17 protein-coding genes and 1 tRNA gene are annotated in these 16291 nt (G+C 67.6%); 12 read left to right on the forward strand and 6 right to left on the reverse strand.

The window, feature by feature from the left end; genetic code table 11:
* Positions 1-106 precede the first annotated feature (106 nt).
* Positions 107-1654 (reverse strand): trehalose-6-phosphate synthase, encoded by a 1548-nt coding sequence (locus tag C8258_RS07370; RefSeq protein ID WP_106954620.1) that lies wholly within the window; start codon positions 1652-1654, stop codon positions 107-109.
* Positions 1655-1740: 86 nt separating this feature from the next.
* Positions 1741-1908 carry a hypothetical protein gene (locus C8258_RS32830; protein WP_167331836.1) on the reverse strand — a complete coding sequence of 56 codons (168 nt, stop codon included), beginning with the start codon at positions 1906-1908 and terminating at the stop codon, positions 1741-1743.
* 268 nt (positions 1909-2176) lie between these two features.
* Between C8258_RS32830 and C8258_RS07380 the strand changes: the two genes are divergently transcribed.
* From C8258_RS07380 to C8258_RS07390, 3 genes are all read left to right on the forward strand, one after another.
* Positions 2177-3016 (forward strand): alpha/beta fold hydrolase, encoded by an 840-nt coding sequence (locus C8258_RS07380; protein ID WP_036497726.1) that lies wholly within the window; start codon positions 2177-2179, stop codon positions 3014-3016.
* Positions 3017-3165: 149 nt separating this feature from the next.
* On the forward strand, positions 3166-3408 hold the full coding sequence (locus tag C8258_RS07385) for an MbtH family protein (RefSeq protein WP_011207082.1): 243 nt from the start codon (positions 3166-3168) through the stop codon (positions 3406-3408).
* Between the two features lie 160 nt (positions 3409-3568).
* A tRNA-Thr gene (locus tag C8258_RS07390) sits at positions 3569-3640 on the forward strand.
* A 44-nt stretch (positions 3641-3684) separates the two neighbouring features.
* Here the strand turns inward: C8258_RS07390 and C8258_RS07395 are convergent.
* Entirely contained in the window at positions 3685-3891 is a 207-nt protein-coding gene (locus C8258_RS07395; protein WP_036497739.1) for a hypothetical protein, read from the reverse strand.
* A 359-nt stretch (positions 3892-4250) separates the two neighbouring features.
* On the opposite strand from C8258_RS07395, the gene C8258_RS07400 reads away from it, so the two are divergent.
* The 3 genes from C8258_RS07400 to C8258_RS32220 all read left to right on the forward strand — a co-directional run bounded on the left by C8258_RS07400 (position 4251) and on the right by C8258_RS32220 (position 7353).
* Complete coding sequence (locus tag C8258_RS07400) at positions 4251-4988, forward strand: response regulator transcription factor (RefSeq protein ID WP_030517397.1); 738 nt, start codon at positions 4251-4253, stop codon at positions 4986-4988.
* 191 nt (positions 4989-5179) lie between these two features.
* The gene (locus C8258_RS07405) at positions 5180-6583 is read left to right on the forward strand and encodes a sensor histidine kinase (RefSeq protein ID WP_369974726.1); all 1404 of its coding nucleotides are present in this window, start codon (positions 5180-5182) and stop codon (positions 6581-6583) included.
* Positions 6584-7134: 551 nt separating this feature from the next.
* A complete protein-coding gene (locus tag C8258_RS32220; RefSeq protein ID WP_146161180.1) occupies positions 7135-7353 on the forward strand; it encodes a hypothetical protein in 219 nt (72 codons plus the stop codon).
* A gap of 154 nt (positions 7354-7507) precedes the next feature.
* On the opposite strand, the gene C8258_RS07410 is transcribed toward C8258_RS32220, so the two are convergent.
* The gene (locus C8258_RS07410) at positions 7508-7933 is read right to left on the reverse strand and encodes an HIT family protein (protein WP_106954621.1); all 426 of its coding nucleotides are present in this window, start codon (positions 7931-7933) and stop codon (positions 7508-7510) included.
* A gap of 105 nt (positions 7934-8038) precedes the next feature.
* Here C8258_RS07410 and purD point away from each other — a divergent pair, with 105 nt between their 5' ends.
* Positions 8039-9325: a phosphoribosylamine--glycine ligase gene (gene purD, locus C8258_RS07415; protein WP_106954512.1), complete on the forward strand. Its 1287-nt coding sequence runs from the start codon at positions 8039-8041 to the stop codon at positions 9323-9325.
* Positions 9326-9342: 17 nt separating this feature from the next.
* On the opposite strand, the gene C8258_RS07420 is transcribed toward purD, so the two are convergent.
* Complete coding sequence (locus tag C8258_RS07420) at positions 9343-10347, reverse strand: M23 family metallopeptidase (RefSeq protein ID WP_106954513.1); 1005 nt, start codon at positions 10345-10347, stop codon at positions 9343-9345.
* 131 nt (positions 10348-10478) lie between these two features.
* On the opposite strand from C8258_RS07420, the gene C8258_RS07425 reads away from it, so the two are divergent.
* From C8258_RS07425 to C8258_RS07445, 5 genes are all read left to right on the forward strand, one after another.
* Positions 10479-11648: a pyridoxal phosphate-dependent aminotransferase gene (locus C8258_RS07425; protein WP_199195621.1), complete on the forward strand. Its 1170-nt coding sequence runs from the start codon at positions 10479-10481 to the stop codon at positions 11646-11648.
* Positions 11649-11895: 247 nt separating this feature from the next.
* Positions 11896-12600: a TetR/AcrR family transcriptional regulator gene (locus tag C8258_RS07430; RefSeq protein ID WP_083870566.1), complete on the forward strand. Its 705-nt coding sequence runs from the start codon at positions 11896-11898 to the stop codon at positions 12598-12600.
* 6 nt (positions 12601-12606) lie between these two features.
* A complete protein-coding gene (gene purB / locus C8258_RS07435) occupies positions 12607-14040 on the forward strand; it encodes an adenylosuccinate lyase (protein ID WP_039775995.1) in 1434 nt (477 codons plus the stop codon).
* Positions 14041-14171: 131 nt separating this feature from the next.
* On the forward strand, positions 14172-14642 hold the full coding sequence (locus C8258_RS07440) for an HIT family protein (RefSeq protein WP_106954623.1): 471 nt from the start codon (positions 14172-14174) through the stop codon (positions 14640-14642).
* Positions 14643-14760: 118 nt separating this feature from the next.
* Positions 14761-15720 carry an alpha/beta hydrolase family protein gene (locus C8258_RS07445; RefSeq protein ID WP_106954514.1) on the forward strand — a complete coding sequence of 320 codons (960 nt, stop codon included), beginning with the start codon at positions 14761-14763 and terminating at the stop codon, positions 15718-15720.
* Between the two features lie 67 nt (positions 15721-15787).
* Here the strand turns inward: C8258_RS07445 and C8258_RS07450 are convergent, their stop codons facing one another.
* Positions 15788-16012: a DUF397 domain-containing protein gene (locus C8258_RS07450; protein ID WP_223273481.1), complete on the reverse strand. Its 225-nt coding sequence runs from the start codon at positions 16010-16012 to the stop codon at positions 15788-15790.
* Positions 16013-16291 lie beyond the last annotated feature (279 nt).

Below are 16291 nucleotides of genomic sequence, written 5' to 3' on the forward strand. Positions count from 1 at the left end.
GCGACCGCCGGCTCCGGCGGAGGCCAGGACCGAGATTCGGTGTGGGCGGCGCTTTCCGGCTGCCGGACGGTCGGTTCGAAGGGTGTAACCCGCCTCGGATCGCTGTCTAGCGCTCCGCGCCTCCGGGATCCACATCCGCGTCGGTGAGCAGGGCACTGCCCGCCACCCGATCCTGGGCCAGCGCGTCGAGGAAGGAGCGGGCCCAGCGGTCGACGTCGTGGGCGAGCACCTGGCGGCGCAGCGAACGCATCCGGCGGCGCTTGGTCTCCGGATCGTCTTCGATCGCGGACATGATCGCGTTCTCGACGCTGTCCAGATCGTGTGGGTTGCACAGATAGGCCTGCCGCAATTCGGCTGCGGCGCCGGTGAATTCGCTGAGTACGAGGGCGCCGTTGAGGCCGCTGTGCGAGGCCACGTACTCCTTGGCGACCAGGTTCATGCCGTCGCGCAGCGGGGTCACCAGCATCACGTCGGCGGCGACGAAGAAGGCGACCAGTTCGTCGCGGGGGATCGGGCGGTGCAGATAGTGCACGAAAGGGTAACCGACGCGGGAGAATTCGCCGTTGATCCGGCCGACCTGTCGTTCGATGTCGCCGCGCATCTGGATGTAGCTCTCGACGCGTTCGCGACTCGGTGTGGCCAACTGCACCATCACCGTCTCGGCGGGGTCCAGCCGTCCCTCGTGCAGGAGTTCCTGCAGCGCCGCCAGGCGGATATCGATGCCCTTCGTGTAGTCCAGGCGGTCCACACCGAGCAGGATGTGCTTGGGATTACCGAGTTCTCTGCGGATCTGGGCGGCGCGCTCGCGCACCGAACGTCTTCGCGACAGCTCGTCGAGTTCGGCGGAGGCGATCGAGATGGGGAAGGCGCCGACCCGCACGGTGCGGAAACCGACCTGCACCACACCGAGTTTCGACCGCACGCCGACCGTGCCGCGCGAGGTGGGTTGCCCGGCAAGCCTTCTCGCCAGATACAGGAAGTTCTGCGCGCCGCCGGGCAGGTGGAAGCCGATCAGATCGGCGCCGAGCAGGCCCTCCACGATCTCGGTACGCCAGGGCAGCTGCATGAACAGCTCCACCGGCGGGAACGGGATGTGCAGGAAGAAACCGATGGTCAGATCGGGCCGCAGCATGCGCAGCATCTTCGGCACCAGCTGCAGCTGGTAGTCCTGCACCCACACCGTCGCGCCCTCGGCGGCCACCTTCGCGGTGTATTCGGCGAAGCGCCGGTTCACGTCCACATAGGCCGTCCACCAGTCGCGGTGGTACTCCGGCCGCACGATCACGTCGTGATAGAGCGGCCACAGCGTGCCGTTGGAGAACCCCTCGTAGTAGGCGGCGACCTCTTCGGCGGTGAGCGGCACCGGATACAACTCCAGGCCGTCCTCGATGATCGGGTCGACATCCACGTCGGGGACGCCGGCCCAGCCCACCCAGGCGCCGTTGTTGTTGCGCAGCACCGGCTCCAGGGCCGTGACGAGGCCGCCCGGACTGCGCTTCCACCGCTTGGACCCGTCTGGGAGACGTTCCAGGTCCACCGGGAGCCGGTTGGCGACCACGACGAAACCGGAGCCGGCGCCCCCGGGACGGTCCGCTGGTGCGGATTCGGTTTCCGGCGAAGCGTCTCGAGATCGATCGCTGCGTATGTCGCGCATCTGGTCCACTGCTGGATCCTCCGGTCGCCGAAATGGCGGAGCTAGGCGTGGGTTTTAGTTGTCATGCGCGCTGCGGCGCGCTCGTCCTATTCGCTGCGCGCGCTGGGACCGATTCCGAGCATCGACAGCAGCATCCGGCATTCGTCGGCATCGGTGGCGTAGGCGGCCACGACGCGCTGTGCCTGCCGTGCGGTCTCGTCGGCGAGCGGTTCCAGGTCGTCGTCCGCGATGTCGTTGGCGCTCTTCGCGGCCATCATCGTGTCCTCTCGGCTCGGGGTCGTGGCACGGCGGTGGGGTTCGACCGTCGTGGTGTCGGCGCCGTGCGGTGTCAATGGTATCGGTCGCCGCACAGGGGCCCGTCGGCTTGGTGCCGACCGCTGCCGAACCGCAACAGCGGTGGGCGACACCCGTCACACCGGCGAAACGCCGGAGCCCCGTGAACCTATAACGTTGGTAGGGAGGCGTATTTCGCCCGCCTCCTGTACCGAGCACCGCACGAACGAGTGGAAAGGGTCGCAGCACATGCCGTTGGCCACGGTGAATGGAATCTCGCTGAACTACCAGGTGAAGGGAGACAAGGCCAAAGGCACCGACACCAAGGGGGCCGCCCCGCTGGTCGTGCTGATCATGGGCACCGGCAGTCCCGGCCGGGTGTGGGAGCTGCACCAGGTTCCGGCGCTGGTGGCGGCCGGTTACCGGGTGTGCACGTTCGACAATCGCGGTATCGCTCCGTCCTATGAGGCGCCCGACGGGATGACCATCGACGAATTGGCCGCCGACACCGCGGCGCTGATCGAATTCCTCGACGAGGGCCCGGCCCTGGTCGCCGGCACCTCGATGGGTGCGCGGGTGGCCCAGGAATTGGCCCTGGCGCGCCCCGACCTCGTGCGTAAAGCCGTTTTCATGGCCGGACACGCGCGGCTCGACCAATTCCAGAAGACCCTCTCGCTGGGCGAGCACGAACTCGACGCCTCGGGCGTGCGACTGCCCGCCAAATACGACGCCGCCGTCACCGCGGTGATGAATCTTTCGCCCGCCACGATGGCCGATCCGAATTCCGCGCGCGATTGGCTGGATCTGTTCGAATTCACCGGCGGACCGGCATCGCCGGGAATCCGGGCCCAGCGCCGGATGGATCACGACTTCGATCGGTTGCAGGCCTATCGGGCGATCAAGGTGCCGTGCCTGTCCATCGGATTCGCCGACGATCGGATGATCCCCGCATATCTGACCCGTGAGCTGGCCGAAGTCATTCCCGACGCCCGCTACCAGGAGATCCCCGACGCCGGTCATTACGGGTATCTGGAACGCCCGGAAGCGGTCAATAAGATCCTGCTCGATTTCTTCGCGGGCTCGAGGTAACCACCAACGCGTAACGTCGGTCTTGCTAGTGTCGACACATCGCTCGGGGGCTACGGCTCTGGTCGGTCGGTTTCGGCTCGTGCCCGCGCCCCGCGAGTTTCCGTACACAGCGCGTTCCCGTACACAGCGCCAGCATCCAGTGAGGTGAAATGAGCACCAACCCCTTCGACGACGAGGACGGCCGCTTCTTCGTTCTGGTCAACGACGAGGAGCAGCATTCCCTGTGGCCTGCTTTCGCCGAGGTCCCGGCCGGGTGGCGAGTGGTGTTCGGCGAGGACAGCCGGGCTGCCTGCGTCGAATACGTGGAGAAGAACTGGACGGATATGCGGCCCAAGAGCCTGCGTGACGCGATGGCCGCCGACGACGCGGCTCGCCAGGGCGCTCAGTCCTGATTCCGCGCCGGAACGCACGGCGCGGCGCGACGGTGATCGGCGGCTGTGTGATGCCCTGACCGGGCACACGCAGCCGCCGCGATCGCGTCGTTCCCTCCTGCGGTAATGCGCGATTTTTCCGGACGCCCCGCGCCCCGGTTATGATTGCACCGCTTCACCCGCCTCCTTAGCTCAGTGGTAGAGCACCGCTCTTGTAAAGCGAAGGTCGTCAGTTCAATCCTGACAGGGGGCTCTCTCGGCTTCGGCTTGCGACTGCAGGCCGGAGCCTTTCTGTCGTCAGGGCAGATGCATCAGCTGCCGGGCCAGGCCGAACAGGCGGCTACCGAGCTTGAAGACGGGGATTCCCAGCGGAATCAACAAGATCGTCACGCACAACACCGCGCCGAGGATCCACACCACGACCGCGAGCAGTCCGACCACCGTGCCCAGCACGGCCGTCAGGATGCCCAACACCACGTCGAGCAGGCCCCGTATCGCTCCCATGACGACCTTTCTGTTGTCCATTCTGCTCTTTTCTCGCGCCGTGTGCTCCGCTCCGGGCCGCCGTGATGAAAGTTCGATCGCCGGCGCTACCGCCTCCGTCGCCTCGGCTGACACCCCTCCGCCGCGCCGACGACCAGCAGCGCGCCCGTCGGCTCCGAAGCTGCGATCAAGGGTGACGCGAAGACGCTGGGCGCCGATCTGAAGGCGGCCGCATAAGAGCACAGGGCTGTCGACCCGCCGATCCGGGAGGCGCCGCCCGGATCGGCGGGTCGCGCGCTGTCCCGGCGCGCAGGCGGCTCGCAGGAAACTCCCAGACAACGTTCAGCGCATTCCGGGCTGTAGGAGAGACGATATCCAGCATGAGTGGAGTGGCTGGCGATCGAACCCCGGAGGCTCGGGTGCTGGTGGTCGACGACGAGCCGATGATCGTCGAACTGCTGTCGGTGAGTCTGCGCTATCAGGGGTTCGAGGTGGCGACGGCCGCCAACGGCGCCGAGGGGCTGGACCGGGCCAAGCAGTTCCGGCCCGACGCCCTCATCGTCGACGTCATGATGCCCGGTATGGACGGCTTCGGCCTGCTGCGCCGGCTGCGCGCCGACGGCATCGACGCTCCGGTCCTGTTCCTCACCGCGCGTGACGAGGTCGAGGACAAGATCACCGGCCTCACCCTCGGTGCCGACGACTACGTCACCAAACCCTTCTCGCTCGAGGAGGTGGTGGCGCGGCTGCGGGTGATTCTGCGCCGCTCCGGTCACGTGGTGGAGGAGACGAAGTCCTCGCGCATCCGCTTCGAGGACATCGAACTGGACGACGACACCCACGAGGTGTGGAAGGCCGGGGAACCGGTCGCGCTGTCGCCGACGGAATTCACGCTGCTCCGGTACTTCATGGTCAATGCCGGAACCGTGCTGAGCAAGCCGCGCATCCTCGACCACGTCTGGCGCTACGACTTCGGCGGCGAGGTGGGCGTGGTGGAGACCTATGTCTCCTACCTGCGCAAGAAGGTCGACACCGGCCCCGACCGGCTGATTCACACCCTGCGCGGTGTCGGCTACGTGATGCGCGCGCCCAGCCGCAGCCGGTCGTCGGCGAAATGAGCGATCCGCGCTCGGTGCGGGAACGCGCCGACCACGACGCGGCCGACGTCGAATCGGTGCGCCCCGCCGGTGAATTCGAGCCGGGAACCGAGCCCGGATCCGGCGACGTCGCCGAGCCCGGCGCGGGTGCCGATGGCGTCGCACCGCCTGGGAGTGGAATTCGGCGCCGGATCTCGCGACGCCTGGCCGCGGTGCCGCTACGGGTCACCCTCGTGCTCGCGCTGGTCTGCCTGGCGGGCCTCGGACTGCTGGCCTCGGGTGTCGTGGTGACCTCCGCGATGCGAAATGTGCTGATCGACAAGGTCGATCGGCAACTGTTCGAGGCCCGCGTCTGGGCGGCGCCCGGCGCGCCCCCACCCCAACGGCTACCAGTGCCACAGGGCAAAGAAAGGCCGCCAGGTTTGTTCTTTGTCCGAATTCAGGATTCCGCAGGCAAAACGCAGCTCCTGCTGCCGTCGGGGCCGACGGTCCCGGATCCGCCCAGCGATCTCGGAAAACATCCTCAGACGATCGGCAGTGTGGGAGATCCTGACGAACACTGGCGGGCGTTGCGGTTCACCACCCCGGACGGTTCGAGCGTGATCGCGATCCGACTGACCGAGACCGAGAACATCGTTGATCGGCTCGTCGCCTTGCAGGTCGTGGTTGGCATCATCATCTTGGCCGCATTGGCCGTGGTTGCCCGATTCGTGATCCGGCGTAGTCTGCGCCCGCTCGGCGAGGTGGAGGACACTGCCGCCGCGATTGCGAGCGGGGATCTGCATCGCCGAGTTCCGGTGCAGGGAAGCAACACCGAAGTCGATCGGCTCTCGCAATCGCTCAACGGCATGCTGTCCCAGATTCAGAGCGCCTTCGCCGCCACCGAGGCATCCGAGGAATCCGCGCGCCGTTCGGAGGCCAGGATGCGGCGGTTCGTCGCCGATGCCAGCCATGAACTTCGGACCCCGCTGACCACGATCAAGGGTTTCGCGGAGTTGTATCGGCAAGGAGCACTAGCGGATCCGGCCATGTTCATGGATCGGATCGAACGCGAGTCCAAGCGGATGAGCCTGTTGGTGGAGGACCTGCTTATGCTGGCTCGCCTCGATGCGCAGCGCCCGGTGGAACGCCGGCCGGTGGATCTGCTGGCATTGGCCAGCGACGCCGTGCACAACGCGCGAGCCGTCGACGCGGCCCAGCGGCCCGATGGACCGCGCCGGCCCATCGACCTCGAAATACGCCCGGGCACAGGCACATTGGAGGTCAGTGGTGACGAAGCGCGCTTGCGTCAAGTCCTGGGCAATCTGGTCAACAACGCCCTGATCCACACCCCGCCGGAAGCGGCGGTGACCATCGCGCTGACACCCGCGTCCGACGAGGTCGTCATCGAGGTCACCGACACCGGGCCCGGGCTGCCCACCGAGGACGCCGAGCGCATCTTCGAACGCTTCTACCGCGCCGACACTTCACGCAGCCGCGACAGCGGCGGCACCGGATTGGGGCTGTCGATCGTGGAGGCTCTGGTCGCCGCGCACGGCGGCACGGTCTCCGTGAACAGCGCCGTGGGGGAGGGCACCTCATTCGCCGTGCGTCTGCCCCGACCATTGCCGCAGTGAGCGAGTCGGGTTGGCATGGGCCCCATTCATTCAGAACGAGATATCAGTCAATCGCGTCGGCCGCGCCGAGCCGAGCATGCTGAGTGGAACATTCGAGGTAGACCGTTCGAGTGGACGTTCACTATCCGTTTCACTGGATCGTCTGCGATCCGAGCGTTTCGCTGAGATTGGCTACCAGATGTCCTGGGGCGGTATTGTCCAGTTGTTAACAGCTGCGCGCTAGCCGTCTCCTCGGATTGCCATCTGCATCGGCGTGGGTTAATGTGGTCGAGTCCGACGGGGAGATTTCGAGGCGCGATCAGGGGGGCCTGTTGTGTAGATTTAATTGCTTACAGCCCGTGTGCGATCCGGGGATGCTGAGAGTTGCATTTCCAACTGCGTGATCCGGTGTGCTGACTAGGAAATGGGCAGGTCAGACGACTTTCGGTGATGGTGCAGGATGGCGATATGGCTGAGGGTTCGCTGCCGTCTGATTCGATCATTGTCGAGATTCTGGAGGGTCCGGTTTTTCATTGGGCATAAGTCGGCATTTTTTGCTTAAAGGAGCGATTGTGTTTGGGAAGATTATTTCGACAGCTATGATAGCGGCCGCGATTTCGATCGGGGCAACCTCTATGGCGGTGGCCGATGACGGCAAGTATTACGGGCCGTATCCGGACTTTCAATCCTGCAATTTCGACGCCGGCGCCTCTGGAGCAAGTGGCGGCGCCTGCATTTATTACACAGATAAGCCCGGAGGCCCTGGCTTCTACTTCTGGCTCGACCATTGAGATGCCCGTCGTAAAGAAGTAGCTCGAGGTGTCGCTGCGTGGTAGCCACCGTGGACTTCTGCTCGTGGAGTGGTCTCCACCCCACGAGCAGAAGTCCTGCGAGTCGATCAATCATCCATGATGCTGTGGGGCGAACAGCGCTCCCAGGAGTGATTCAGGCAGGGACGTTCGCGCCGTAACCGAGATCGCGCAGCGCCTGCTTGATCTTGTCCTGCGCCTCGTCCAGCGACTCCGGGCTCGGATCGGTGTCCGCGCCGGAGATGTTGAAATCGCCCAGCTCGAACGCCGGGAAGACGTGCACGTGCAGATGCGGCACCTCCAGCCCGGCGATCAGCAGGCCCGCCCGCGGCGCATCCCACGCCTTGCGCACCGCCTGGCCGATCTTCTGGGCGACCTCGTTGAGCCGCGCGAACGTGGCGGGATCCAGATCCTGCCACTGGTCGATCTCCTTGCGAGGAACCACGAGCGTATGACCCTGGGTGACCGGGGCGATGGTCAGGAAGGCGACGAATTCCTCGTCCTCCCACACGAACCGCCCCGGCAGCTGTCCGGCAATGATCGCGCTGAATACAGATGGCATGGGTTTCATAGTGCCCCGCCCGGGCGGGCGGCGGTGGCCGGGGCGGCCGGCTGTCCTCCCGGTACCCGCATCTGCTGTTCACCCGCGTCCCCTAAGCTGTCACGCGTGCGCGTACTCGTCATCGGATCCGGAGCCCGTGAACACGCCCTGGTGGAAGCCCTGCGGCGGGATCCCGGGGTCACCGCGATCGCGGCCGCGCCCGGTAATCCGGGGATCGGCCAGGTCGCCGAGGTGCGGGCGGTCGATCCGGCCAGTGCGGAGGCCGTCGTGGGCCTCGCCCGGGATTTCGCCGCCGATCTGGTGGTGATCGGTCCCGAGGTGCCGCTGGTGCTCGGTATCGCCGACGCGGTCCGGGCGGCGGGGATCGCCTGTTTCGGACCGTCGGCCGCCGCCGCGCGGATCGAGGGATCGAAGGCCTTCGCCAAGGATGTGATGGCCGCGGCCGGGGTGCGCACCGCGCACAGCGAGGTCGTCGATCATCCGGGCGAACTCGACGCCGCGCTGGATCGCTTCGGGCCGACCTGGGTTGTCAAGGACGACGGGCTGGCCGCGGGGAAGGGCGTGGTGGTCACCGCCGATCGGTCCGCGGCCCGTGATCACGGTGCCGAACTGCTCGAACAGGGCCATCCGGTGCTGCTGGAATCGTTCCTCGACGGTCCCGAGGTCTCGCTGTTCTGCCTGGTCGACGGTGAGACCGTGGTGCCGCTGCTGCCCGCTCAGGATCACAAGCGCGTCGGCGACGGCGACACCGGTCCCAACACCGGCGGCATGGGCGCCTACACCCCGCTGCCGTGGCTGCCCCCGGAGACCGTCACCGAAATCGTCGACGACGTGGTGAAACCCGTTGCCGCCGAGATGGTTCGGCGTGGCGTCCCGTTCTCCGGACTGCTGTACGCGGGCCTCGCGATCGGCCAGGCCGGTCCCGCGGTCGTCGAATTCAACTGCCGCTTCGGTGATCCCGAGACCCAGGCCGTGCTCGCCCTGCTCGACAGTCCGCTCGGCGCGCTGCTGCACGCCACCGCGACCGGAACCCTGGCGCAGGCGCAGCCGCCGGTCTGGAAGGGCGGCGCGGCGATCACGGTGGTGCTGGCGGCGGAGAACTACCCGGGCCGTCCCCGCACCGGCGACGTCATCTCCGGCTCCGAGAGCACGCCGGCCGCGGGCGCGAATGCCGAAGTGCTGCATGCCGGTACGTCGCTGCGCGCGGACGGCGCGCTGCTGTCGGCCGGCGGTCGTGTGCTGAATGTCGTTGCGACGGGTGGTGATCTGACCGAGGCCCGGGCGAACGCCTACGAGCGCATCGCGGGAATCAAGTTGCCCGGTAGCCACTTTCGGACCGATATCGGCCTCGCCGCAGTGGAGGACCGGATCTCGCTGCCCACGCGGGTGTAGTCGAACAGCGGTCCGGGTCAGCCGAGCTGGATGCCGTGCATGGCCAGCCACGGCTGCGGGTCCACGTGTTGTCCGCCGATGAGGATTTCGAAGTGCAGGTGCGGGCCGGTGGAATCGCCGCGGTTGCCGATGCGGGCGATCTGCTGACCGGCGCGCACCCGCTCGCCGACCGAGACCGAGAAGTCGTACATGTGGCCGTACACCGAGATGGTGCCGTCGTCGTGGCGGATGCGTACCCACAGTCCGAAGCCCTGCGCCGGCCCGGCGTCGATGACGGTGCCGTCGGCGACGGCGTAGATCGGTGAGCCGATCGGCGCTGCGATATCGATCCCGTAGTGGAAGGTGCCCCACCGGCCGCCGTACCCGGAGGTGAACACCCCGCGCGCGGGTAGCGCGAAACCGCCGATGCCCGGGGCGATTCCGCCCGGAGCGATGCCGCCGGGAATCGTGGTGGCAGGTCCGGGCAGCCACGGTTGCGGCGTCCCGGCGACCGCCGCGGCGGCCTCGGCCTTCGCACGGTCGAGGGTGGCTCGCGAGGCCGCGGCCACCACCTGCGCCTCGCGCATGCGCTCCCCGTTGTCGATGGCGGCCAGATAGCGCCTGCTGGTTTCGGGTTCGGCCTGCACCTGCAGCGGGTAGGCGACCGCGATCCGTTGTGCCGTACCGGGTTTCGGTGTCGATTCGATCGGCTGCGGCGCCACGGTGTCGGCGGCGGCGAACAGTCCGACCACGACCATTCCGATCACCAGCACCCGATGGTCGCCGACCCAGCCGCGCACCCGGGGCCACAGGGTCTCGAATTCCTCGCGCCAGTCCCGATTCCGCAGCGTACGGCGCCACCGCCGCGACCGCGCGCGCCATTCGACCGCCGCGGCCTGCCCCAGTTCGCGTGAGTGGCGGGCCGAGGACCGTATCCGGCCGGCGATCGAAGGGCGGTCGCGGCGCAGCGTCGTTCGCCAGTCGGGGCGGATCACGGTCCAGCCCCCCTGGTACGACTTCGCGCGGCGTGCCTGGTCAGGCATTCTGCCGACGATAACAGGGGCTCGCCCGGACGCGCAGGCAGGCGCGGCGGCGCACAGCAACGTCTCAGGCACCCGGCGCCGAGGACTACGCTGCGCGCCGGCCGGCGGACGCGGTGTTCTACCGTCGTCTGGTGCGCAGTGAATCCCGGCGGTCCACCGTTCCGACCTTCTATGTCATGGATGTCTGGAAGGCCGCGGCCGAACGCGCCCGCACCCACGGCGATGTGCTGGTCCTGGCGGCCGGTCAGCCCTCCACACCCGCCCCGGTGCCGGTGCGGCGCGCCACCCGGGTGGCCCTCGACGCCGAATTACTCGGCTACACCGAGACTTTCGGCATACCGGAACTGCGCACCGCCATCGCGGCCCATCACCGCGACACCTACGGCGTCGAGGTCGAGGCCGACGACGTGGTGATCACGACCGGCTCCTCGGGCGCGTTCACGCTGATCTTCCTGGCCGCATTCGATGCCGGTGACACCGTCGTGGTCGCTCGCCCCGGTTATCCGGCCTACCGCAATACCCTCACGGCACTGGGCTGCCGGGTGATCGAACTGGACTGCGGGCCCCGGACCCGGTTCCAGCCGACGGTGGCGATGCTGGAGGAGCTGCCCGAACCGCCCGCCGGTGTGATCGTGGCCAGCCCGGCGAATCCGACCGGCACCATGATCGCCCCCGACGAGCTGGCGGCGCTGGCCCGCTGGTGCGACGACCACGGCACGCTGCTGATCTCCGACGAGATCTATCACGGCATCGCCTATTCCGGAGACGACGGCGATACCGAACCGGTGAGCTCGGCCTGGGAGACCTCGCGCGAATCGGTGGTGATCGGGTCGGTGTCGAAGTATTTCTCGATGACGGGCTGGCGGCTGGGCTGGATGCTGGCGCCCGCGCGGCTGCGTCCGGCGCTGCAGCGGCTGGCCTCCAATATGACCGTGTGCCCGCCGGCGATCTCGCAATTCGCGGCGGCGCACGCGTTCGGCGCGGAGGCGAAATCCGAACTCGACGGACACGTCCGCCGCTATGCCCGCAACCGGGCGCTACTGCTCGAGGGGCTGCCCGCACTCGGGATCACCGATCTGGCGCCTGCCGACGGCGCCTTCTACGCCTACGCCGATATCGGTCACCTGAGCGAGGATTCGACGCGCTGGTGCGCGGATCTGTTGGCGCACACGGGTGTCGCCCTCGCGCCCGGAATCGATTTCGACACCCGCAACGGACACCGCACGGTCCGCTTCTCCTTCGCCGGCGCGACCGCGGATATCGAGGAGGCACTCGTGCGACTGGGCCGATATCTGAGCTGACGCACAGACTTTCCGTACCGGCCCACCGGAGCGCGTGGATGCGGTACAAATGATTCGGGTTGTGATTTCAACCCTTGCTATTTCGAACCGGTCCCCGCTGTCCGCTCGGACCGGATCCCGGAAATTTGCGCGGTCCCATGGTCGATTGCACAGCAACGATTCGGCCGGGATTGCACAGACGCACAGATTTGCACAGATCGCACCGATTTGGCACGGATGAACCGATGATGACTGGCACGATGACACGGTGATCACCGCGACGACCCCGAAAGGCGAAAGGCGTCGCCAAGCGTTGGTTGCGGCTGCCGCGGAGTTGCTACTCGAAGGCGGCTTCGATGCCGTGCGCCACCGTTCGGTGGCGACGCGCGCGGACCTGCCCCTGGCATCCACGACCTACTATTTCGAATCGCTCGAAGATCTGATCGCGCGCGCGGTCGAGTTCAGCGGCAATGCCGAACTGGAGTCGATGCGCCGGCGGATCGGCGAGGTCACCCACCGCAAGCGCGGCGCCGAGGCGACCGTCGATCTGGTCGTGGATCTGATGGTCGGCACCGACGGACCCGACGAATTCGCGCGCGGGCGGCTGATCGCCCGGTACGAGCGCTCGGTGGCCTCGGCCCGGCATCCGGAACTGCGCGAGGTGCAGCTGCGGTTGCGCGCCCAGCTCGAGGACCTGCTGGCCGATGTGCTGCGCCGATCCGACCGCATGGTGCGCACCGATCAGTTGCGCCGGCTGGTGGCGGTGGTCGACGGTGCGGTGGTCGCCGCGCTGGCCGAATCCGATCCGCAACCGCGCCGCACCGCCCGCGGCGCGCTGCTGGAACTGATCGATGTGATCGCGCCGCCGGTGCCGCAACCGCTGATGGCGCCGCAGACCGTGCCGTCGGCCGCGGCACAGCATCTGCCCGCGGCCATGCCCCAGCAACCGAGCAGGCATCGAACACTAGACTGACTGTTCGTGAGTCTTGTCCCGAACGTCCTCGCCACCCGGTACGCGAGCCCGCAGCTGGTGCAGTTGTGGTCGCCCGAGAACAAGATCGTGCTGGAGCGCCGGCTGTGGCTCGAGGTGCTGCGGGCCCAGACCGAACTCGGCGCCGCCGGTACCGAGGCAGTCACCGCCGAGGTCCTCGAGGATTACGAGCGGGTGCTGGGCGAGGTCGATCTGGCCTCGATCGCCGAACGCGAGCGGATCACCCGCCACGATGTGAAGGCGCGGATCGAGGAATTCAACGCCCTCGCCGGTCACGAGCAGATCCACAAGGGCATGACCAGCCGGGATCTGACCGAGAACGTGGAACAGTTGCAGATCCGGCTCTCGCTGGAACACGTCTACGAACACGGGGTCGCGGTCGCCGCCCGGCTGGCCGAGCGGGCCGCCGAGTATCAGGCGCTGGTGATGGCCGGTCGCTCGCACAACGTGGCGGCGCAGGCCACCACGCTGGGCAAGCGGTTCGCGAGTGCGGCCGACGAGGTGCTGATCGCACTGCGCAGGGTGCGCGAGCTGATCGACCGGTATCCGCTGCGCGGGATCAAGGGCCCGATGGGCACCGCCCAGGACATGCTCGATCTGTTCGACGGCGACGCCGCCAAACTCGCCGAGCTGGAGCAGAAGGTCGCCCGGCATCTGGGCTTCGCGACCGTGCTCACCAGCGTCGGCCAGGTCTACCCCCGCTCACTGGACCACGACGTGATCTCCGCGCTGGTCCACTTGGGCGCGGGCCCTTCGTCGTTCGCGCACACCGTGCGCCTGATGGCCGGGCACGAACTGGTCACCGAGGGTTTCCAGCCCGGGCAGGTCGGCAGTTCGGCGATGCCGCACAAGATGAACACCCGCTCGTGCGAGCGCGTCAACGGTCTGCAGGTGGTGCTGCGCGGCTACGGCTCGATGGCGGCCGAACTGGCGGGCGCGCAATGGAACGAGGGTGATGTGTTCTGTTCCGTGGTGCGCCGGGTGGCGCTGCCGGACGCCTTCTTCGCCATCGACGGCATGATGGAGACCTTCCTGACCGTCCTCGCCGAATTCGGTGCCTATCCGGCCGTGATCGAGCGCGAGCTCAACCGCTACCTGCCCTTCCTGGCCACCACCCGCATCCTGATGGCGGCCGTCCGGGCCGGGGTCGGGCGGGAGAGTGCGCACGAGGTCATCAAGGAGCATGCGGTCGCGGTCGCACTGGCCATGCGGGAGCAGGGTCGCGAACCGGATCTGCTGGACCGCCTCGCGGCCGACGACCGGATGCCGCTGGACCGCGCCGGGCTGGAGGCCGCCCTGGCGGATCGGACCGCGTTCATCGGCGCCGCCGAGGCGCAGGTGAGCGATGTGGTGGCCCAGGTGCAGAAGCTGATCGACGCGCATCCGGAGGCGGCCCGCTACACCCCCTCGCCGATTCTGTAACCGCCACCGGCCCGATGGTCGCGGCACCGAATCCGCCCGGCGCCGCCGTGCGCGCGGTGGTGTCGCGCGTGCTCGGCGCCGTGCGAATGGTGCGGCGGCGCAGGCGAAATCGCCGACTAGGGTTGCCGGATATGGACCCCTATACGATTTTCGCCGATATCGTCGCCGGGCGGGCGCCCTCGTCCAAGGTCTACGAGGACGACGACGTTCTCGCCTTCATGGACATCCGTCCCATGACGCCCGGTCATCTGCTGGTGATTCCGAAGGTGCCGGCGCGCAGCCTGGCCGAACTCGATCCGGTGATCGGCGGCAAGCTCTTTCAGGTCGCGCAGCGCCTGGCGGCCGCGCTGCGGGAGTCCGAGGTGGCCTGCGACGGGGTGAATCTCTTTCTCGCGGACGGCGTTACGGCCGGGCAGGAGGTCTTCCACGTCCATCTGCACGTCATTCCGCGCACGCCCGGCGACGGCTTCGGGCTGCGCAATCGCGCGACGACTCCGCCGCGTGCGGATCTGGACTATCTGGCCGCATCGATCCGGGGTGCGGCCGGGCGGGCGCAACCGAATGCCGCGAGCGGACAGGACGGAAAGTGGTGGCTCACCTGAGTGGTAATGCGGACCGGGCGGTTTGCTGAGGAAACGCCAGGAGGTCGAAAGCTCCGCACGGCACCACAGTGTGCGTTACTTTGAGTAGCAGTTGTGGCGGGTCGACGGAGGTGGGGACATGCGACGTTCACTCGTTGCTGCGGTGGTGCTGACAGTCGGACTGGGCGTCTTCGGTCCCTGGGTCGGCCCACAGCCACGCGCATCGGCGGCGCGGGTGGTCGGAGAAAACGATATGAGCCCGACCCGGACGGCGCTGTTCATCGATTCGCCAGCCATGGGACGCACCGTTCAGGTCCAGGTCCTGCATCCGGCCGGCGGGGGTTCGCGGCCCTCGTACTATCTGCTCGACGGGCTCGATCCCGGTGTCCAGCAGAGCACCTGGACCAACGCCACCGATGCCGAACCCTTCTTCCACGGTAAGAACGTCAATGTCGTCCTGCCGATCGGCGGGCAGGCGAGCTATTACACCGACTGGCAGCGTGACGATCCGCATTTCGGCCGCTACCGGTGGGAGACCTTCCTGACGCGCGAACTTCCGCCGATCATCGACGCCACCTTCTCCGGCAACGGCGTGAACGCGATCGGTGGCCTGTCGATGGGCGGAATCGCGGCGTTCGTTCTGGCCGTTCGCCATCCGGAGCTGTACGAGGCGGTGGCGGGCTACAGTGCGTGCCCGGATCTGGGTATCGCGCAGGGGGCGATCATGTTCTCGATCGCCAACCGCGGCGGCGATCCGTTCGATATGTGGGGTGCGCCGGGCAGTCCGGAGTGGGGTGCCCACGATCCGGCGCTGCTGGCGGATCGGCTGCGCGGCAAGACTCTCTACCTGTCCACCGGCACCGGTATCCCCGGTCCGCACGAGACCGAGATCAAACCGCAGCTGCCGGAGAACATCGTCCTGGGCGGGCCGATCGAGGCCGGCGTGGACGTCTGTGTCACCGCCTTCGAACAGCGACTGCGCGGTATGCGCATTCCGGCCCGGGTCGATCACAGCCCGGTCGGGACACATTCCTGGTCGTACTGGCAGGACTATCTGCACGCGTCCTGGCCGACCGTCGGCGCGGCGATCGGAGCCTGATCGCCGGCCGTCCCGATCGGCGCGGGCCCGCGACGGCCCGCGCGACCGGATTCCCTCAGGGCTCGGTTCAGTGCGGCTGGGCGCCCGGGCGGTTGAATTCGCCGTCCTTGGCGCCGGCGACGAACGCCCGCCACTCGCCGGGAGTGAAGATCAGCGCCGGCCCATCCGGATTCTTGGCATCGCGCAGCCCGATATTGCCGCTGGCCAGGAAAGCCACCTCGACACCGCCCTCCCCGTCGCCGCTGCGCTGCCAGACCGCCCCGGGCTCGATCTCGCGATTCTTCGCTTCCAACCTGTGCTCCTGCATCGATGTGATCGCCCGCCGGAATCCGCACGGGCGCTGCCGTCCCCGAGCGTAGGCGGTCGCAAGCTGCCGCACCGGCGTCGTTTCCGAATCCGCGCGTACGGGCATGGCCGGAATCACACCGATATGCCGACCTGCGGAATGTGGCATTCGTCCACCCGTTCCGGCAACACCGCTGGTTTACGCCGCAACCTGATCGGAAACCCCATGCACTGTGGCAGTTGGATGGCGTCGACTGGTCAAGAGACCGAGAGGGCGTGCCCTGCC

Origin of the sequence: Nocardia sp. MDA0666, from assembly GCF_003023875.1 — a bacterium.
GTDB classification, from domain to species: Bacteria; Actinomycetota; Actinomycetes; order Mycobacteriales; family Mycobacteriaceae; genus Nocardia; species Nocardia aobensis.